Genomic DNA, 19,518 nt, shown 5'->3' on the forward strand with positions numbered 1-19,518 from the left:
AAAAGTTAACTAGAAAACATGAAAAGAGAGAGGGACAAGAATCCCTTCTCCCTTTACTCTTTCCAATTAAAATTTCCAGCAGGCGCATCCAACGATGATCAGAAGGATAAACAACACGACAATCAATGCGAAGCCGCCGCGATAACCTACTCCTGCAACAGGATATCCACCACATCCATATCCGTATCCGTACATATGGAAACCTCCTCTATAGTATGATTCGCCCGCAATTCGGGTCGATTGCTATAGCCTATGCAAAAGAAATAAGAAGGTATAGGCTCAAGCCCAAAGCATAAACCACTTTATGTTTGAATATATTTAGGGAAAGGACAAGCTCATTCCACTTCCATGATGGATAAAGAATATGCGAAATTTCATTTCTATTGTCAAATCTCGCCGCAATCGATATAGTAAAATTGGTATCTATGAGGAGGTTATTATTTTGTCCATATTCAAAAAAATAAGTTTAGCTATGATCATGATGGCTGGAGTTTTTAGTCTGGCTGGGTGTTTGGACAAGCAATCACCTGAAGAAAAGATGTTCGAAGAGCTTGAAAAGGTCGTTTCAATTGAAAAGACATTTGAGGATCAGCAGGATCCGCTTGTAGAGCTGGAAAAGAAGGAAAAGGAAATATATGAAAAAATCATTTCGCTTGGCATGAAGGAATATGACCAAATCGTAAAACTGGCTGATGAGGCATTGGCTAACGCCGACAAACGTGCAGAGCATATTGATAAAGAAAAAGAAAGTATTGACGAATCACGGAAAGAATTCAAGAAAATCGACCAAATTATTGAAGAGATTGAGGATCCAAACCTAAAGAAGCAGGCAAATAAATTAAAGGCCACAATGAATGAACGGTATGAAATCCATGATGACCTGTACAAAAACTACAAACTAGGTCTCCAATACGATAAAGAGCTTTATGAAATGCTGAAGGATAAGGAATTAAGCTTTGATCACCTGGAAGAGCAAATTAATAAAGTAAATGAGATATATGAGACCGTACTGAAGGACAACCAGGAATTCAATGATAAAACGGACCAGTATAATAAAGAAAAACTGGCTTTTTATAAAAAAGCCGGAATAGAAGTAAGCCCGGATAAGGAAGAATAGGAATAGAACTAAAACCGCTTTTAATCCAAAGCGGTTTTTTTGTTGCTTTTGATTTATGCTCTCTTAAAGCACGATGTTGTTTTACGCCTGTTGATTGTAATGGAAGACCAGAAGGCTCAGCGCCAACCAGGAAGAATTGCCTTTTGAAAAAGCCGGCAGTGGGGCTTTTTCATTATACTTCCAGCGGAAAGCGAAGTGCCTGGAACGAAAATCAACAGTCTTGTTTAACAGAGCCTGGATTTAAAACGACCGACTTGCATTTGTTTGATTTGGAGGATAAAAGCTTGGTATTTAGCATTAATACAGTTTGAATTAAAAGTAATTTATTATAGTACAGTAATTATCGAAGAGTGATACAGTTGCTTTTTCAGGATAATAACATAACGATGATGATTAAAATTAAAAAAGATAAAACATAGTATTTGACGGAGTTATTTTCGTGATGTAAACTAAAAAACGAATGAGCGAATTGTATTACTCTATTTATGGATTTTACTAATACAGAATTCAGGAAGCTGGAATGGAGAAATATAAGTTTTTTTATTGTGCATCTGTGGAAAACTATAGAATGGTGTGTCCACATGCGGCTTCAGCCAGAGATGCTTGAGCCCCTTGTGTTCTGCCATAAATAAGTTGATCGATTCCGCTCAAGATGTATTTTTAGAACCCGGGGAAATTAATCCTGTTATTGGGTAACCTATTTTTGTATATTTAATAAAATTTATGAGTTAGAAAGGAAGAGGTGGCTCTGATGGCATCTAAAACGAAAAATAACACTACTGATGCAAAGAAGCAGCTCGAAAAGATCGAAAGCCAATTTGAAATGTTCCAGATTTTAAATGAAGAGGGCGAAGTCGTTAATGAAGCGGCAATGCCTGAACTTTCGGACGAGCAATTACAAGAATTGATGAAGCGTATGGTTTACACGAGGATTTTGGACCAGCGTTCAATTTCATTGAATCGCCAGGGACGTCTTGGTTTCTACGCTCCTACAGCAGGTCAGGAAGCTTCCCAGCTTGCATCCCAATTCGCACTTGAAAAAGAAGACTTTATTCTTCCGGGATACCGTGATGTGCCACAGATGATTTGGCATGGTCTTCCGCTTACACAGGCTTTCTTGTTCTCTCGCGGCCACTTCAAGGGCAATCAGATACCTGAAGGTGTAAACGTCATTTCACCTCAGATTATCATTGGTGCTCAATATATCCAGGCTGCAGGTGTGGCGCTCGGTATGAAAAAACGCGGAGCTCAAGCAGTCGCTGTGACTTACACAGGTGATGGCGGTTCTTCTCAAGGTGACTTCTACGAAGGAATCAACTTTGCAGGAGCTTATAAAGCGCCGGCAATCTTCTTCGTTCAAAATAACCGATTCGCAATTTCTACTCCAGTAGAAAAGCAGACTGCTGCACAGACAATTGCTCAAAAAGCTGTTGCTGCAGGTATCCCTGGTATCCAGGTAGATGGAATGGACCCGCTTGCAGTTTATGCTGTAACTCTTGAAGCACGCGAGCGTGCAGTTAACGGAGAAGGCCCTACATTGATTGAAACTATGACTTATCGTTATGGTCCACATACAATGGCTGGTGATGACCCAACTCGTTACCGTACATCTGATTTGGACAATGAATGGGAAAAGAAAGATCCATTAGTCCGTTTCCGTAAGTTCCTCGAGAAGAAGAACCTTTGGACTGAAGAGATGGAAAATGAAACAATCGAAAGAGCAAAAGAAGAAATCAAAACTGCTATTAAAGAAGCGGATGATACTCCTAAGCAGAAAGTCACAGACTTGATGGAGATCATGTATGAAGAAATGCCAGACTACTTAAAAGAACAATATGAAATATACAAAGAGAAGGAGTCGAAGTAAGCCATGGCTCAAATGACAATGATTCAAGCAATTACAGACGCTCTTCGCGTAGAATTGAAAAACGATCCCAACGTCCTTGTATTCGGAGAAGACGTTGGCGTAAACGGCGGTGTATTCCGTGCGACAGAAGGCCTGCAAAAAGAGTTTGGGGAAGATCGCGTATTTGATACTCCGCTTGCAGAATCCGGTATTGGCGGACTGGCAATCGGTCTAGCTTTGCAGGGATACCGTCCTGTTCCTGAGATCCAGTTCTTCGGATTCGTGTTCGAAGTAATGGATTCAATTGCTGGTCAAATGGCTCGTATGCGTTACCGTTCCGGCGGCCGCTACAGTTCACCTGTAACAATCCGTTCACCATTCGGTGGAGGCGTACATACTCCAGAGATGCACGCTGACAGCCTTGAGGGAATGGTTGCACAACAGCCTGGCTTGAAGGTTGTTATTCCTTCAACTCCATATGATGCAAAAGGTTTGCTGATTTCAGCGATCCGCGACAATGATCCAGTTATTTTCCTTGAGCACATGAAGCTCTACCGTTCATTCCGTCAGGAAGTTCCTGAAGAGGAGTACACAATCCCTCTTGGAAAAGCCGAGGTTAAGCGTGAAGGTACAGACCTTTCCATCATTACTTATGGAGCAATGGTCCATGAATCACTGAAGGCTGCAGAAGAACTTGAAAAAGAAGGTCATTCTGTAGAAGTAATCGACTTAAGGACTGTAATGCCTTTCGATATTGAAACAATCGTTGCTTCTGTTGAAAAAACAGGAAGAGCAATCGTTGTCCAGGAAGCACAAAAACAGGCTGGAATGGCAGGACAAATTGTGGCGGAAATCAATGACCGCGCTATCCTTAGCCTTGAAGCACCAGTTTTAAGAGTGGCTGCACCTGACACAGTATTCCCATTCTCCCAGGCAGAAACTGTATGGCTGCCTAACTATAAGGATGTAATCGTAACAGCTAAGAAAGTTCTTGAATTCTAAAATAAGCAAACAGAATCGAAAAAACTTAGGAGGGTGAATTCCATTGGCATTCCAATTTAAGCTGCCAGACATCGGTGAAGGTATTCACGAAGGTGAAATCGTCAAATGGTTCGTAAAACCTGGCGATAAAGTTCAGGAAGACGATGTACTTTGCGAAGTACAAAATGATAAAGCGGTAGTAGAAATTCCTTCCCCTGTCGCTGGTACAGTCGAAGAAGTTTTAGTTGAAGAAGGAACAGTTGCAACAGTTGGACAGGTTCTCGTAACGTTTGACGCACCGGGATATGAAGACCTGAAGTTCAAAGGTGAAGATGAAGATGCTCCAGCTGAGAAAACAGAAGCACAGGTTCAATCTACAATGGAGGCTGGGCAGAAAGTCGAAAAAGAAGCAACAGAAGCACCTGCTCCTGCAGGCGCAACTGGTGCTGGCGCAGCCGCTGCACCACAGGCAGAAGTGGATCCTAACCGCCGCATCGTGGCAATGCCATCTGTTCGTAAATATGCACGTGAAAAAGGCGTTGATATTCGCCAGGTTGCTGGATCAGGAAAAAATGGCCGCATCCTGAAAAACGATGTCGACAGCTTCTTAAGCGGAGGAGCCCCTGCAGCAGCTGCTGCACCGCAGGCTGACCAAGCACAGGCACCAGAAGCGGAAGCAGCTCCTAAAGCAGCAGCTCAGGCTATCCCAGAAGGACAATACCCTGAGACTCGCGAGAAGATGAGCGGTATCAGAAAAGCGATTGCCAAGGCAATGGTTAACTCTAAGCATACAGCTCCACACGTTACATTGATGGACGAAGTGGATGTATCGAAACTTGTTGCACACCGCAAGAAGTTCAAAGAAGTGGCTGCTGAAAAGGGAATTAAGCTTACATTCCTTCCTTATGTGGTAAAAGCTTTAACAAGTGCACTTCGTGAATATCCAGCATTGAACACATCATTGGATGATGCCACAAGCGAGATCGTTCACAAGCACTACTACAATATCGGTATTGCTGCTGATACTGACAAAGGCTTGCTCGTACCGGTCGTTAAAAATGCAGATCGTAAGTCTGTATTCTCAGTCTCAAATGAGATCAATGAACTTGCCGGAAAAGCTCGTGATGGCAAACTTGCTCCAGATGAAATGAAGGGTGCTTCTTGCACAATCTCAAACATCGGTTCTGCTGGCGGACAATGGTTCACTCCAGTAATCAACCATCCGGAAGTTGCCATCCTTGGAATTGGCCGTATTGCAGAAAAGCCTGTTGTCAAAGATGGAGAGATCGTTGCCGCTCCAGTACTAGCTTTATCTTTAAGCTTCGATCACCGCATGATCGACGGTGCAACGGCACAGAACGCATTGAATCACATTAAACGCCTGTTGAACGATCCAGAACTATTGTTAATGGAGGGGTAATAAATGGTAGTAGGAGATTTTCCAATCGAAACTGATACTCTTGTCATCGGTGCCGGTCCTGGCGGATATGTGGCAGCCATTCGCGCTGCCCAGCTGGGCCAAAAAGTAACAATCGTAGAAAAAGCGGTTCTTGGCGGTGTCTGCCTCAACGTCGGCTGTATTCCTTCTAAAGCTTTGATTTCAGCTGGTCACAGATTTGAAAACGCAAAGCACTCAGAAGACATGGGCGTTAAAGCAGAAAACGTGACGCTTGATTTTTCAAAAGTACAAGAGTTCAAAGCAGGAGTAGTCAAGAAATTGACTGGCGGCGTTGAAGGATTGTTGAAAGGCAACAAAATCGACATTGTTAAAGGCGAAGCGTACTTCGTGGATGCCAATACAATTCGTGTGATGGATGAAAATTCAGCACAGACATATACTTTCAAGAACGCTATCCTTGCTACTGGATCTCGCCCAATCGAGATTCCGGCTTTCAAATTCTCTAAGCGTGTACTTGATTCTACTGGTGCATTGAATCTTCAGGAGCTTCCTGAGAGCATTGTTGTCATCGGCGGAGGCTATATCGGCACAGAGCTTGGCGGTGCATATGCAAGCTTCGGCACGAAGGTTACCATCCTGGAAGGCGCTGACGAAATCCTGAATGGTTTCGAAAAGCAAATGTCTTCACTTGTGAAAAAGAACCTTAAGAAAAAGGGTGCTGAAGTGATTACGAAGGCCCTTGCCAAGGGTGTTGAAGAAACTGAAACAGGCGTAACTGTGACCTATGAAGTAAAAGGTGAAGAGCAAAAAGTCGAAGCAGACTACGTATTTGTCATGGTAGGCAGAAAGCCAAACACTGACGAACTTGGCCTTGAGCAAGTAGGAATTGAAATGACTGATCGTGGTGTAATCAAAATTGACAAGCAATGCCGCACAAATGTCAGCAACATTTACGCAATTGGCGACATTGTTGAAGGACCGCCACTGGCTCATAAGGCATCTTACGAAGGTAAGATTGCTGCTGAGGCAATCGCTGGACACCCTTCAGAAATCGATTACCTGGCAATCCCTGCAGTCGTGTTCTCAGATCCAGAATTAGCTTCTGTTGGTTATTCTGAAAAAGAAGCGAAAGATGCTGGCATCGATGTTAAAGCAGCGAAGTTCCCATTTGCTGCAAACGGCCGTGCACTATCACTTAACCAGACAGACGGCTTCCTGAAGCTGATCACACGCAAGGAAGATGATATTGTAGTAGGTGCGCAAATCGCTGGTCCTAATGCTTCCGACATGATTGCTGAACTTGGTTTGGCAATCGAAGCAGGCATGACTGCTGAGGATCTTGCAATGACCATCCACGCTCACCCAACATTAGGTGAAATTACGATGGAAGCAGCAGAAGTTGCGCTTGGAAATCCAATTCATATCATAAAATAAATTAAAATAAAAAAATCCTTTCCATAATGGGAAGGATTTTTTTATTCGTTATTCAAAACAGCAGAGATCGGCTCGATGATCTGTTCTTTTGTGACACTTCCATTTACATTCGCGAGCACTTGGTCGCGATGGACAATCAGGATGGCCGGGAACTTTTTCTCTTTCAAAAGATCATGGTATTGGTTCGCATTTGCAGCTGGAATGACAACAATGTTATTAAATTCTGCCGGATATTCCTTCTTTAACTCTATGATTGCATCATAATAGGATGATTCTTTCTTGTAATTCTTTTCATCAGAAAAGAAGACAACCTGTTTTATATCTTCGTTCAGCACAAGTTTGTCTGAATTGTTGACTGGATTGCATGAAGCCGTCAGAAAAAGGAACGTAGCGACAAAAACAAAAGATAAGCTTTTCATTTATCTTTGCCTCACTTTTATCAGATTATGTTTCCTCTAGGGTAACTAGTTGTCCATATTCTATCACAGCAATTTCCAAAAGAATGGAATGTTATTGAAATGTTACATAATTGAAAAATATCCTTCCGTACTGGACATATACTAGTAAAAAAGATCAGATGTTTAGCAGTTTGCTGGTCGGGAAAGATAAACTAGACATGGTGGTGGAGGGTTTGAAGGTGTATACTGTTTTACTGCTTCAATCACTCATATGGAGTGGATATACCTTAACGGAATGGCTATCCAAACACGATCATCCGATTTATAATGGTATTATGTTCGTTGTGTTTTTTTATCTGGCAATAATAATTGGAAATTATATAATGAAATCGGCAAGGAAAACATTTTTAATCACGATATTAAGTCTTGCTCTGTATGTGTCATTTCATTTAACAATGTCTCTTATTATGTAATACGGGATAACATTTTCAGTAGGAACGCCATAAATCCATCAGTATTGTCAGCGAGATACACCAGCAGGAGGGGAAAAGGGTTGAATAGAACGATATCATATATGCTCACTGCATCGTTATTGCTAGCTGGCTGCAGTGCGGCAGGAGAAGCTCAGAAGCCAAAAGAGAATAATGAAGTGAAGGAAGAAAAAGTCGATCCTGAAGAAAAAGCAGCTGAGAAACCATCGGAAAACAGAAATGCAGAGTCAACAGAGGAAACACCAGAAGAAGAAGTTCAAGAGAGCGTGGACGTGGAACAAAGCACACCACAGTATCGGATGAAAACGGACTTTTCAATCGAGAATATTGAAAATCCGGATGAAAAAATAGTTTTGCTGACGATCGATGATGCTCCTGATAAAAATGCTCTTGAGATGGCGAAAACATTAAAGGAGTTAAATGTTAAAGCGATCTTTTTTGTGAATGGGCATTTTCTTGATACACCAGAAGAAGGGGAAGTCTTGAAGGAAATTCATCAGATGGGCTTTATGATTGGCAACCATACATATAACCACAAATCATTGCAGGACTTATCAGAAGAACAGCAAAGAAAAGAAATTGTAGACCTGAATGACCGGGTGGAAGAGCTGATTGGCGAAAGGCCACAATTTTTCAGGGCGCCGTTTGGGATGAATACGGATTACAGCAAGCAGCTTGCTGCTGACGAAAAAATGCTGGTCATGAACTGGACCTATGGATACGATTGGAAGAAAGACTATCAATCCAGGGACGCCCTGGCTGATATCATGATCAATACTCCATTTTTGAGAAATGGTGCAAATCTGCTCATGCATGACAGGAAATGGACAAGCGAGGCATTGAGAGATATCGTGAACGGACTTCAAAATAAAGGATATAAAATTGTTGATCCGTCACAAATAGAAACGCCAGCAAACAGCGAAACGGCTGCTCAATAGCAGCCGTTTCGTTTTTTGATGGATGATATTATTTGCGAGGATAGAAGTACATGATTCTCCCATTGAATAAGTGCAATTCACCCTGCAATTTTTTTCCGATAAACTTGCTGAATTCGTTTGCTTTGCCCTTATCGCCAGCAGTTGCAGTTGGAGGAAGTGTGATTTGTATGTATGATTGTTCGCGTTCAGTGCCGTCCTCAGTGACAACGCTTTCTTTGTCAATGCCGATCAGAATTGCATTGTAACGGTCTTGTGATGATTGCAGGTAAAACCATGTACCTTTGCCATCTTCTTTTTCCTTCATTTCATATGGAAACGCTGAGTTTTCATAATTCCAGTCAACCTGATCGCCTGTCTTTGAGGTGATTTCTTTGTAATAATTAAATAAATCTTTCAGTTCTTCGGTGGAAATGGCTTGCTGAGATGATGATGGAACAAGTTTTATATAAGCATTACTAGACATCGTCCAATCCCCTTTTCCTATCTATTCCTTCCCATTTTATCACTCCTGAAAAAGTGTTGACAATAGAATAAAAGCTTTTTAGCTTTGTGAGCACTTGCCTTTTTGTCAAAAATGAATTATAATAATATTCTAAATATTTAGTTTTAAAGGAGGAGGCATATGGAACTATTCGAAAAGCTTTATGATGAGCACGAAAAGGTTCATGTCAGGTTTGTGGGGTTTACCACCTATGACACCCGTTATGACTTTGGGATCGTGTATACCAATATGTTTTTCGGAAAACCGCTTGTCGTCTGCATGCAGACAGGGCGTTCGGCACTCCTCGACCCAAAGGACATAGAAGACATAGAATATTTACAGAAAGCATTCCACATTACAGAAGTCCGGCAGGCTGAGGATCTTGCGCTGTTTTTTAACGAAGAATTGCCAACAGCCCCATTCCAAACTCAATATGAATAAGGTTATGAAGAGAACAGGCCTGCTGCAGGTCTGTTTTAATTTTTGGGAAAACTTTACCAGATAGGTCTTTTCATTTTAATCAAGGATTACTTAATGCAAGCAGACACGTCCACATAATTATAACCCTCGAAAGAAAAAACAGAGGCTAAAAATTAAAAGTGTCATACTAATTGACAGTGAAACATATATTGTGTGTGAGTATTACATAAATTACCTATAAAAAATAAAAAGTGTTATACAATTTAGGCTTGAAATCTTAATAATGTTATATTATTATATAAACAGAAGATGTTAAAGCGCTTTCAAAATTCAAATGAAAAGGGGTTTGAAAAGATGGGCACAATCGTTTGTCAAACTTGCAATTCTACAATTGACCATTTCGAAGATGAGAAAGTAACGGTGTTATATTCAAAAAAATGCAACTGCTGCGACCATGAAGGTGCAGAAGAAAGATAAGAATAGACAAAAGGGCATGCACACTGCATGCCCTTCTTTTTTGGTTAGGAAATTATAAAAGTATTTTGTGTAGATAACTACATATGGGAGTCTTAATCCAACTCCAGCGCCTAGCCCCTCGAGACGCTTCGGTCCTGCCAATGAAGTCAAAGAACGACTTCACTGGCAGGCCCTCCAGCGCTTGTCGGGGCTGAACAAGGCGCTTGCGCTTTTTGTTCTTATCTGATCGCTTTGTGTTCCTTGATCACTCGGAATGATTTAAGTTCATCATCCTCAGGTCCTTGTACAGGAAGGCCTGCTTCCATATTAGTCTTGATATATACAAGGTTTTCTTTCGTGATGATTTCGCCCGGGATGAAAATTGGGATTCCTGGAGGATACACCATAACGAATTCGGCAATGATCCGTCCTTCTGATTCCTCGACAGGAACAACCTCTGTATCGGCGTAAAATGCGTCTCTAGGTGTCAGAGCCAATAATGGAATATCAGGCAGCATAACCTCAGCATGGACCTTCTCAGCCAGGTGGTGGAATTCCTTTGAAAGTTCACGCAAAGCCTCAACAAGAATTTCAGCTTCTTTTTGTGTGTCTCCAGGTGTGATGATACACAGGATATTATACAAATCAGAGAGTTCGACTTCGATATTATATTTTTCTCGAAGCCAATTTTCGACCTCGTATCCTGTGATATTTAGATCCTTGATGCTGATTAGAACTTTTGTTGGATCAAAATCATATGTCGCATTTGTACCAAGCAGGTCTTCACCAGGACAGTAGAGATGTTCGATTTCGTTTACCTGCCCACGAATCCATTGAGCTAATTTAATCGTTCTGTCAATAATGTCCCTTCCTTCAGTTGCAAGCCTTCTCCGTGCCGTATCCAGGGATGCAAGGAGCAGGTATGATGTAGAAGTGGTCGTCAGCATGCTGATGATCGATTGGACACGCTTGGCCGAAACCAGGCCTTCTTTAACATTCAAGATAGAGCTTTGCGTCATCGAACCGCCAAGCTTGTGCACACTGGTTGCAGCCATATCGGCACCTGCCTGCATGGCGGAAAGCGGAAGATCCTCATGGAAATGGATGTGAACACCGTGCGCTTCATCCACAAGTACCGGAACATCATAAGAATGAGCAATCTCCACAATCTTCTTCAAATCGGCAGCAAAGCCGAAGTATGTTGGATTAATTACCAGTAAACCTTTTGCGTCGGGATGCTGCTCAAGAGCTTTTTCAACAGAATCTGTTGAGATGCCGTGGGAAATTCCTAATTTTTTATCGATCTCTGGATGAATGAAGATCGGAATAGCGCCGGAAAAAACGATGGCGGACATGATTGATTTGTGCACGTTCCGCGGAACGATGATTTTATCTCCAGGGCCGCATACAGTCATGATCATCGTCATAATCGCTCCGCTTGTCCCCTGTACTGAAAAGAAAGTGTGGTCAGCGCCAAAAGCTTCAGCAGCCAACTCCTGTGCCTGCTTGATGATTCCTTTTGGTGAATGAAGATCGTCAAGCGGGCCGATATTGATCAAGTCAATTGACAGGGCATTATCGCCGATGAAATCACGGAACTCAGGATCGATTCCGCTGCCTTTCTTATGTCCAGGTATATGAAATTGAATCGGGTTCTTTTCTGCGTGTTTTAACAGGTTAGTGAATAGTGGTGTTTCGTTTTGTGACAATTGATAATCACACCTCTTTAATGTATTGGATTCCCTTTTATAGGTAATGATGATTTTTCAGCTTTTAAAAAAATAAAACACATGCATTATAGCACTAATCATGGTGTTTGCAAAGAATTTCAAAATAACCAGAAAACCGGCAATCCTGCTTCATGAAAACAGGAAATCTTGCTTCTATAATAGAAGTATTAAAGATACAAGCATGTGAAGGAGAGGGACTATGAACTGGAAAACAGATGTAACGAACCTATTAGGAATACAATACCCTATTATCCAGGGAGGACTCGCTTATCTTGCATATTCTGAGCTTGCTGCCGCGGTTTCGAATGCAGGAGGTTTAGGTCAGATCACGGCAATGTCACTTCCTGACCCTGATGCACTGAGAACTGAGATACAAAAAGTAAGGAAATTGACTGATAAGCCATTTGGTGTCAATTTTGCCATCGGACAGCATGGAAGGGCCTTTTCGCATTACCTGGATGTTGCCATAGAAGAAGGCGTGCCGGTTATTTCGATGACAGGGGGCAACCCGGCACCAATTTTTGAACAACTAAAAGGGACCGAGAGTAAAAAGCTTGTTCTGGTAGCTGCGAAAAGGCAGGCTCAGAAAGCCGAGGAGCTCGGTGCGGATGCTGTCATGGTAGTTGGTCAGGAAGGCGGCGGTCATCTTGGCAAGAGCGATATTGGCACGATGGTGCTGATTCCATCTGTAGTTGATGCCGTCAGCATCCCGGTTATCGCCTCAGGAGGAATTGGAGATGGAAGAGGTTTGATGGCAGCATTGAGCCTGGGCGCGCAAGGAATTGAAATGGGAACACGCTTTATTGCCACGAAAGAATGTGTCCATGCAAACGAACTGTATAAGCAAAAATTGATTGAAGGAACAGAGAATGATACGACCGTGATAAAAAGAACACTGGGCATGCCTGCAAGGGCGATTGCCAATCCTTTGACAGAAAAGATCCTTGAAATAGAGAAGCAAGGCGGAGGTTATGATGCCTTGAAGGACCTGATCAGCGGGAATGCAAACCGCAAATTTATTTATGAAGGAGACCAGGAGAAGGGTTTTGGCTGGGCCGGACAGGTGATGGGATTGATCAAAGACTCACCTACAGTCGCTGAGCTTTTCGAAAGGATCATTAATGAAGCAGAAGCAATCAGAACATCGTGGGGAAGATAAAGATCCGCCATGCTTGCGCACCCAGATAAATAACGGTACAATCGATTAACAAAATAAGGGTGACAGGGAAAGTTTGTTCCTGGGCACAGCAAAAAAGCAGGTGAGCACAGATGGAATACCAATATCCAATAGACTACACATGGTCGACAGATGAAATTGTCGATGTCATCCATTTTTACGAATGTATTGAAAAAGCTTATGAAAAAGGAATCGATCGCGATACACTGCTTCAAGCATACAGACGTTTTAAAGAAATCGTTCCGGGAAAAGCTGAGGAAAAGACACTCTTCAACGAATTTGAAGAAGTAAGCGGGTATGTCTCATACCAGGCAGTAAAAGAAATCAAACAAACAGGGAGCGGCGAAAAGATCAAAGTCCTACCGAAAAAGACTAAAAGATAATCTGTTGAAACCAAAGAAAGAGCCCAGGCAAAATTGGGCTCTTTCTTATTGTCCAGCTCCGGCTCCTAATTCCTCGAGACGCTTGGCTAGCTGCGGCTCCTAACTCCTCGAGACGTTTCGGTCCTGCCAATGAAGTCAAAGAACGACTTCACTGTCAGGCCCTCCAACGCTTGTCGGAGTTGGGCAGTCGCCTCCGCTTTTCGAATTGTCCAGTGTCGCCTCCTAGAAACTCCGAAACTTCAACTCCGCCGGCAGAAGCAAAAAGCGCTTCTTTGTCGGAGTCTCCAGTTTCTGCGTTTCTGGACAGTCGGCTATACTTTTCAGTTTCGGTCCTGCCAATGAAGTCAAAGAACGACTTCACTGTCAGGCCCTCCAGCGCTTGTCGGAATTGGGAAGTCGCCTACGCATTTCATGGTTTAAGCGTTTTTATATAGGGGTAATGTTTCTTTAAATACAAACTCTATTTTCGAAAGCATTTCTTCACCGCTTAACTTGACGGCTTCCTCGCGAGGAATGTTCAATCCGCAAAGGATTTCGGCTTTTTTAACAGTTTGGAGACGCTTGAACATTGACAGAAGATCTTCTTTGGAAAGGTCGCCATGCATGGTGGCTTCCGGCTTCATATGATCGCCTGACCAAAAGAAGTTTTTTGGAGTACGGGCAAAAATTGAATCGAGATCCTGTTCAAGTTTTTTCCCGATAGCTTCCTTTTCAGGTGCTTCGTAGATCACGGCGAACCAGATGAAAACATGAGTTTCCCAGAGGCCAATCTGGAAATGCGGCTGCATTTTATATCCTCTTGGATTGCTGGCAAAAGCGACCCATGTATCCTTAGGCGGGTTCTTCGTCCTCCTGGCATGTTTAGCGACATGATAATGTATTTCTTCACCGGCAATATTTGAAAGCGTCGGGGCGAAGTGCTGGCCCAGTTGTTCCAGCTTAGGGCGGATCTGGGATTTTAAGGCCTCCATTCGTTCATCGAGACCGTCAATTTTAAAAACATCGAAATCTGCTTTTTCGAATCCTTGAAATGACAATATAAAAACCTCCTAGTACTTTGTCAAATATTGTAGCAAAAGCTTATGGAAAATAGAAGCGGCAGGCCTTTTCGGAGACCTGGGTAAACGCACATATTTGTACCACAGGCAGTTGGAACTTCATACAATGAATAAAAAACTAGAAATTAATAGAGGAGTGTAAATAAATGAAACAACTCATAAATTCAACGAGAAAAAGAAATGGCGAGCTGCAGAGAACAGCTGTACTGCGATTGGAAATGGATTATGAATTAGCCACACTTTTTGATGCTATGACTGACTCGGATAAACCGAAAATGAAAGAATGCAAACAGAAACTTGAAAGAATCCGGCAAGAACTATTACGTTTAAAGGCTTTATAAGCAGGAAACGTAAAGTGAAAGAAGTAGTTGGCCAATGCTTAAACAAACCGAATACTGCGGCAATCAAGACCCTTGACGAACTCCTGTAAAGCAGATGGAGTTCGTTTCTTATGTTTCTGAACGAACAACGTGCCGAGTCTTGCATGTTATTCACTTGACAAGGGAAATCCTAATACTTGATGGGAATGAAGGAAATCCGATAAGCTAAAGTAGATTCCTCAAATAGTAAAAAATATTGGAACGGGGGAAAACTGAATGAACTATAACCTGAAAGAAATGGATACATATGCGAAAAAATGGGTGAAAGAGGCCGGTGAGAATATCAGGGCTTCGTTTCCGAAGACATTGAATGTGACCTCGAAATCCAATCCAAATGATCTGGTTACGGATATAGACCAAGCAACAGAGCAATATTTCATAAAAAAAATCAAAGAGACATACCCTGACCATAAAATCATGGGAGAAGAAGGCTACGGGGATGAGGTAACCGGACTATCAGGAGTAGTCTGGATTATAGACCCAATCGATGGAACGATGAATTTTGTCCATCAGCAGCGGAACTTCGCGATTTCCATTGGAATTTATGTCGATGGTGAAGGAATGATCGGGATCATCTATGATGTCGTTCATGATGAACTTTATCATTGCATAAAGGGAAACGGCGTTTATTTAAATGAAAAGTCGATTCCTAAGCTTACCGAAGCGAAGGTCAGTGAATCGATCATTGCCCTCAATGCTACCTGGGTGGCTCCAAATAAGCGGATCGACCATCAATTGCTGATTCCTCTCGTAAAAGATGTAAGAGGAACCCGGTCTTATGGTTCAGCAGCAATGGAAATGGTCTATGTCGCTACTGGCAGGATCGATGCTTATATGACCCCGCGGCTTGCTCCTTGGGATATTGCTGCAGGAATCATCATGATCAAGGAACTTGGCGGAGAGGCTACGGATCTCAGGGGAGAAGAATTTGATATGCTTAAGCAGAATTCTTTGTTTGTTTCGAAACCTGGGCTGCATGGTGATATTTTACGAAACTACCTTAAGGATGGAAAATGGTGAACCTAGCCTGGCGTCCATTTTTAAGTGCAGATTCAGGTTTTTTCCTGGAAATTGCAGAGTCCAGCCGGAAATGGTTGAAAAATGAGTTGCAAGGTCAGGATTTGGCTGGCTACCTAAAGCAATATGAGGATTTGTCAGGTGAGTGGAGGGTCTGGGAAAAAGGGGGCGTACCCGTTTCCATTACCTATCATCTGGAGTATGCTCCTTCCAATCAGAAGCCATGGCTGGGTACGATCCTGGTAAAAGCAGATGTACGGCGAAAAGGAATTGCTTCGTCGATTCTGGAAGGACTCTCACTTGAATTGAAGGCAAATGGGCATAGGGCTCTTTTTGCAGCTGTTCTCATTGATGAATATGAATGGTCCAATTTTTTGACGGACTGCGGTTTTGAACAATTCAAAACAGAAGAAAATGAGGGCGAGACCTTTTTGATTATGGTCCGCCCTCTTGGATGACCGGCTGGCATTTCAGCCGGTTTTATTTTTCAAATTTTAAAGCTCTCCAGCTTCTCTCATCTGCTTTTTTTTCTTAAAACCGAATCCCATAACAAACACAAGTGCTATGATACATGCAATAGCGCCGGCAGCACTTCGTTCACCTATGGCGATACCGATACCAATCATGCATGAAGCGGCTGCAAATGCGAAAAATAATAATGGCCATTTTATCTGCTTCAAGTTGATTCCTCCCATTCGACATTTGTTGCAAATAATAATATATTTAATTGTACATTAAAATGCGTATAGGTTTCTACTCATTTTGTGTTATAATATGTAAGTTGTGTAAAAAGCCAAAAGATAAATTATGATATTAAAGGCAGGGTGACTTTTTTGAAATTAAGAGAAGATATTAGAAATATAGCGATCATTGCCCACGTTGACCATGGTAAAACGACATTGGTCGACCAGCTTCTGAAGCAATCAGGTACTTTCCGTACAAATGAGCATGTCGAAGAGCGCGCAATGGATTCAAATGATTTGGAAAGAGAACGGGGAATCACGATCCTCGCGAAAAATACAGCAATTTCCTATAAAGATACACGAATTAACATTCTTGATACTCCTGGTCACGCTGACTTTGGCGGCGAGGTTGAGCGTATCATGAAAATGGTTGACGGCGTATTGCTTGTTGTTGATGCGTATGAAGGCTGTATGCCGCAAACACGTTTTGTTTTGAAGAAAGCACTTGAACAACATTTAACACCAATCGTGGTAGTGAATAAGATTGACCGTGACTTTGCTCGTCCTGCTGAGGTTGTTGATGAAGTCATTGACTTGTTCATCGAACTAGGTGCAGATGAGGACCAGCTTGAATTCCCAGTTGTTTATGCTTCTGCAATCAACGGAACAGCAAGTATGGACCCTGAAAAACAGGATGAAAACATGCAGTCATTATATGAGTCAATTATTGACCACATCCCTGCACCTGTTGATAACCGTGAAGAGCCTCTTCAATTCCAGGTTGCCCTTCTTGACTATAATGACTATGTTGGCAGAATCGGTATCGGCCGTGTCTTCCGCGGAACGATGAAGGTTGGCCAGCAAGTAGCGCTTATGAAGCTTGACGGCTCTGTAAAGCAATTCCGTGTTACAAAGATTTTTGGTTTCTTCGGCCTGAAGCGCCAGGAAATTCAGGAAGCACATGCTGGTGATCTAATTGCGGTTTCCGGAATGGAAGACATCAATGTTGGGGAAACTGTATGTCCATTCGACAACCAGGATCCACTACCAGTTTTACGTATTGATGAGCCAACACTTCAGATGACATTCCTAGTCAATAACAGTCCATTCGCTGGCCGTGAGGGTAAATACCTTACTGCGAGGAAAATCGAAGAAAGACTTCGCGCTCAGCTGCAAACGGACGTTAGTCTTAGAGTAGACAATACGGACTCACCTGATGAATGGATCGTTTCAGGCCGTGGAGAATTGCACCTTTCTATCCTGATCGAAAACATGCGCCGTGAAGGTTATGAACTTCAAGTATCAAAGCCTGAAGTTATTGTACGGGTAATTGATGGAGTAAGAAGTGAACCGGTAGAACGCGTTCAAATTGATGTTCCTGAAGAACATACTGGATCCATTATGGAATCAATCGGTGCCCGTAAAGGCGAAATGCTCGATATGATCAACAATGGAAGCGGCCAGGTTCGTTTGATCTTCAACGTACCGGCACGTGGACTAATCGGTTACACAACAGAATTTTTAACTTTGACACGCGGATATGGTATCATTAACCATACATTCGACAGCTACCAGCCGATGCTTCAAGGCCAGGTAGGCGGACGCCGCCAGGGTGTTCTCGTTTCAATGGAATCCGGAAAGGCATCTACTTATGGAATCATGCAGGTAGAAGACCGCGGAACGATTTTCGTTGAGCCAGGCACTGAAATTTATGAAGGCATGATCGTCGGAGAGCACACTCGTGAAAATGATATAACTGTTAATATCACGAAAGTAAAGGCAGCAACGAATATTCGTTCTGCAAATAAAGACCAGACTTCTGTCATCAAGAAGCCAAGAATCATGACTCTTGAAGAATCATTAGAATACTTGAACGATGACGAGTATTGCGAAGTAACACCAGAATCAATCAGACTCCGCAAAAAGATTCTTGATAAGAACGAGCGTGAAAGACAGGCTAAAAAGAAGAAATTTGCTGAAGCTTAATTAAGTAGGGGGAAGAAACATGGATGTAAGCCAGAGATTATCATTTTTTGCAGCATTATTCAGAGTAGATGAGAATCCGACGGTTGGTATGTGGATGCTGTATCTCACCATTGCCGCTTTGAGCATCCTGGTCTACAAACTTGGATTTGCACAGAAGCTGCCAGTGCTGAAAAGTATCATCATCTACGTATTTTTATTGCTGGGCTCTACAGTCCTGACCTTCCTTGCTATTTTCCTTCCCATCGCGGAGGGACTTGTGGTCGCTGCGCTTATCCTGATCATATACAAGCTCAGGTTGCGCCAGCATAAAAAAGCAGAAGCAAATGTCAAATAGGAGTTGGGGAAATGAAATCACTCCAGGATGCTATCTATAATTGGCTGACCATTAAAATTGTCAGCGATGCCCGGCCAGAAGATACAGCAGCAGCAGATACAACTCAATTGTTCGAGCAAATTCTTGCCGAAGAACATAAAGTTGAATCAAAAGAACTAAAACGGGACGCACTGATGTATTATGTCACAGTCGTGCAGGAAGGTAACTCAAAAGAATACCGATTCCCGCGAGACCTGATCGAAGTCATGCTTGACCAAATCAGGCAGGAACCTGACAAATACGCGAACTATCCAGAAGAAGACTAAAAAAATCCGCCCAGCGATGGGCGGATTTTTTGTTGTTGATGTAGGGGGATTTGTTTTCTGTGCAGGAGATGGATTTTGACAGGTTTGAGGCGGAAGCAGTTAAAGTTGTCAAAAAAAGCCCTGGATTCGGACAGGTTTGATGAACGAGACGGAAAAGCTGTCAAAAAAAGCCCTGGATTCGGACAGGTTTGAGGCGCGAGAGGGAAAAGCTGTCAAAAAAAGGCTTTGAATTTAGACAGGTTTGAGGCGTGAGGCCAAATAGCTGTCAAAAAAAGCCCGGAATTCAGACAGGTTTAGGACATGAAGCCCAAAAGCTGTCAAAAAAAGCTGTTGATTCAGACAGGTTTAGGACAAGAAGCCCAAAAGCTGTCAAAAAAAGCTGTTGATTCAGACAGGTTCGAGACATGAAGCGGAAAAGTTGTCAAAAAAAGCTCTGGATTAAGACAGGTTCGAGGCAGGAAGAGGAAAAGCTGTCAAAAAAACCTCTTGTTCTTGACAGGTTCG

22 protein-coding genes are annotated in these 19,518 nt (G+C 42.5%); 16 read left to right on the forward strand and 6 right to left on the reverse strand.

Annotated elements, in window-relative coordinates:
- Nucleotides 1-66 precede the first annotated feature (66 nt).
- Entirely contained in the window at nt 67-195 is a 129-nt protein-coding gene (locus J7E38_RS05275; RefSeq protein ID WP_214703648.1) for a YjcZ family sporulation protein, read from the reverse strand.
- 247 nt (nt 196-442) lie between these two features.
- Here J7E38_RS05275 and J7E38_RS05280 point away from each other — a divergent pair, with 247 nt between their 5' ends.
- The 5 genes from J7E38_RS05280 to lpdA all read left to right on the forward strand — a co-directional run bounded on the left by J7E38_RS05280 (nt 443) and on the right by lpdA (nt 6,777).
- Nucleotides 443-1,117, forward strand: a complete 675-nt coding sequence (locus J7E38_RS05280) for a YkyA family protein (RefSeq protein ID WP_214703649.1) — start codon at nt 443-445, stop codon at nt 1,115-1,117.
- Between the two features lie 751 nt (nt 1,118-1,868).
- The gene (pdhA, locus tag J7E38_RS05285) at nt 1,869-2,984 is read left to right on the forward strand and encodes a pyruvate dehydrogenase (acetyl-transferring) E1 component subunit alpha (protein WP_214703650.1); all 1,116 of its coding nucleotides are present in this window, start codon (nt 1,869-1,871) and stop codon (nt 2,982-2,984) included.
- A 3-nt stretch (nt 2,985-2,987) separates the two neighbouring features.
- A complete protein-coding gene (locus tag J7E38_RS05290; protein ID WP_214703651.1) occupies nt 2,988-3,965 on the forward strand; it encodes an alpha-ketoacid dehydrogenase subunit beta in 978 nt (325 codons plus the stop codon).
- Between the two features lie 43 nt (nt 3,966-4,008).
- The gene (locus J7E38_RS05295; RefSeq protein WP_214703653.1) at nt 4,009-5,364 is read left to right on the forward strand and encodes a dihydrolipoamide acetyltransferase family protein; all 1,356 of its coding nucleotides are present in this window, start codon (nt 4,009-4,011) and stop codon (nt 5,362-5,364) included.
- 3 nt (nt 5,365-5,367) lie between these two features.
- Nucleotides 5,368-6,777 (forward strand): dihydrolipoyl dehydrogenase, encoded by a 1,410-nt coding sequence (lpdA, locus tag J7E38_RS05300; protein ID WP_214703655.1) that lies wholly within the window; start codon nt 5,368-5,370, stop codon nt 6,775-6,777.
- A 41-nt stretch (nt 6,778-6,818) separates the two neighbouring features.
- Here lpdA and J7E38_RS05305 read toward each other — a convergent pair whose 3' ends face one another.
- Nucleotides 6,819-7,196, reverse strand: a complete 378-nt coding sequence (locus J7E38_RS05305) for a hypothetical protein (RefSeq protein ID WP_214703657.1) — start codon at nt 7,194-7,196, stop codon at nt 6,819-6,821.
- Nucleotides 7,197-7,728: 532 nt separating this feature from the next.
- Here J7E38_RS05305 and J7E38_RS05310 point away from each other — a divergent pair.
- Nucleotides 7,729-8,604, forward strand: a complete 876-nt coding sequence (locus J7E38_RS05310; RefSeq protein WP_214703659.1) for a polysaccharide deacetylase family protein — start codon at nt 7,729-7,731, stop codon at nt 8,602-8,604.
- Nucleotides 8,605-8,632: 28 nt separating this feature from the next.
- Here the strand turns inward: J7E38_RS05310 and J7E38_RS05315 are convergent, their stop codons facing one another.
- Nucleotides 8,633-9,067: a DUF1885 family protein gene (locus tag J7E38_RS05315; RefSeq protein ID WP_214703661.1), complete on the reverse strand. Its 435-nt coding sequence runs from the start codon at nt 9,065-9,067 to the stop codon at nt 8,633-8,635.
- 159 nt (nt 9,068-9,226) lie between these two features.
- Between J7E38_RS05315 and J7E38_RS05320 the strand changes: the two genes are divergently transcribed.
- Complete coding sequence (locus J7E38_RS05320; protein WP_214703664.1) at nt 9,227-9,526, forward strand: DUF3055 domain-containing protein; 300 nt, start codon at nt 9,227-9,229, stop codon at nt 9,524-9,526.
- A gap of 333 nt (nt 9,527-9,859) precedes the next feature.
- A complete protein-coding gene (locus J7E38_RS05325; RefSeq protein ID WP_079508283.1) occupies nt 9,860-9,982 on the forward strand; it encodes a GapA-binding peptide SR1P in 123 nt (40 codons plus the stop codon).
- Nucleotides 9,983-10,200: 218 nt separating this feature from the next.
- Here the strand turns inward: J7E38_RS05325 and J7E38_RS05330 are convergent, their stop codons facing one another.
- Nucleotides 10,201-11,670, reverse strand: coding sequence for an aminotransferase class I/II-fold pyridoxal phosphate-dependent enzyme (locus tag J7E38_RS05330; RefSeq protein WP_214703666.1), 1,470 nt, complete (start codon nt 11,668-11,670; stop codon nt 10,201-10,203).
- A 220-nt stretch (nt 11,671-11,890) separates the two neighbouring features.
- Here J7E38_RS05330 and J7E38_RS05335 point away from each other — a divergent pair, with 220 nt between their 5' ends.
- On the forward strand, nt 11,891-12,850 hold the full coding sequence (locus tag J7E38_RS05335; protein ID WP_214703667.1) for an NAD(P)H-dependent flavin oxidoreductase: 960 nt from the start codon (nt 11,891-11,893) through the stop codon (nt 12,848-12,850).
- 110 nt (nt 12,851-12,960) lie between these two features.
- A complete protein-coding gene (locus J7E38_RS05340; RefSeq protein ID WP_214703669.1) occupies nt 12,961-13,251 on the forward strand; it encodes a UPF0223 family protein in 291 nt (96 codons plus the stop codon).
- A 416-nt stretch (nt 13,252-13,667) separates the two neighbouring features.
- Here J7E38_RS05340 and J7E38_RS05345 read toward each other — a convergent pair whose 3' ends face one another.
- Nucleotides 13,668-14,288, reverse strand: coding sequence for a YktB family protein (locus J7E38_RS05345; RefSeq protein ID WP_214703671.1), 621 nt, complete (start codon nt 14,286-14,288; stop codon nt 13,668-13,670).
- A 167-nt stretch (nt 14,289-14,455) separates the two neighbouring features.
- Between J7E38_RS05345 and J7E38_RS05350 the strand changes: the two genes are divergently transcribed.
- The 3 genes from J7E38_RS05350 (at nt 14,456) to J7E38_RS05360 (ending at nt 16,164) form a co-directional block, all read left to right on the forward strand.
- On the forward strand, nt 14,456-14,650 hold the full coding sequence (locus tag J7E38_RS05350) for a hypothetical protein (protein WP_214703673.1): 195 nt from the start codon (nt 14,456-14,458) through the stop codon (nt 14,648-14,650).
- Between the two features lie 255 nt (nt 14,651-14,905).
- The gene (locus J7E38_RS05355) at nt 14,906-15,709 is read left to right on the forward strand and encodes an inositol monophosphatase family protein (RefSeq protein ID WP_214703674.1); all 804 of its coding nucleotides are present in this window, start codon (nt 14,906-14,908) and stop codon (nt 15,707-15,709) included.
- Entirely contained in the window at nt 15,706-16,164 is a 459-nt protein-coding gene (locus J7E38_RS05360; RefSeq protein WP_353049936.1) for an N-acetyltransferase, read from the forward strand. Before J7E38_RS05355 ends, J7E38_RS05360 begins: the two co-directional genes overlap by 4 nt.
- A gap of 36 nt (nt 16,165-16,200) precedes the next feature.
- Here J7E38_RS05360 and J7E38_RS05365 read toward each other — a convergent pair whose 3' ends face one another.
- Nucleotides 16,201-16,386 carry a YlaF family protein gene (locus tag J7E38_RS05365; protein WP_214703677.1) on the reverse strand — a complete coding sequence of 62 codons (186 nt, stop codon included), beginning with the start codon at nt 16,384-16,386 and terminating at the stop codon, nt 16,201-16,203.
- Between the two features lie 153 nt (nt 16,387-16,539).
- Here J7E38_RS05365 and typA point away from each other — a divergent pair, with 153 nt between their 5' ends.
- Genes typA through J7E38_RS05380 form a run of 3 tightly spaced genes read left to right on the forward strand, consistent with a single transcriptional unit; the run spans nt 16,540 to nt 19,014 of the window.
- On the forward strand, nt 16,540-18,375 hold the full coding sequence (gene typA / locus J7E38_RS05370; protein ID WP_214703680.1) for a translational GTPase TypA: 1,836 nt from the start codon (nt 16,540-16,542) through the stop codon (nt 18,373-18,375).
- Nucleotides 18,376-18,394: 19 nt separating this feature from the next.
- Nucleotides 18,395-18,709, forward strand: a complete 315-nt coding sequence (locus J7E38_RS05375) for a YlaH-like family protein (RefSeq protein ID WP_144474742.1) — start codon at nt 18,395-18,397, stop codon at nt 18,707-18,709.
- A gap of 11 nt (nt 18,710-18,720) precedes the next feature.
- Complete coding sequence (locus J7E38_RS05380) at nt 18,721-19,014, forward strand: hypothetical protein (protein ID WP_214703681.1); 294 nt, start codon at nt 18,721-18,723, stop codon at nt 19,012-19,014.
- The last annotated feature ends 504 nt before the right edge of the window (nt 19,015-19,518 follow it).

The sequence above is a fragment of the Bacillus sp. ISL-35 genome (genome assembly GCF_018613355.1).
In the GTDB taxonomy this organism is placed as follows: Bacteria; Bacillota; Bacilli; order Bacillales; family Cytobacillaceae; genus Mesobacillus.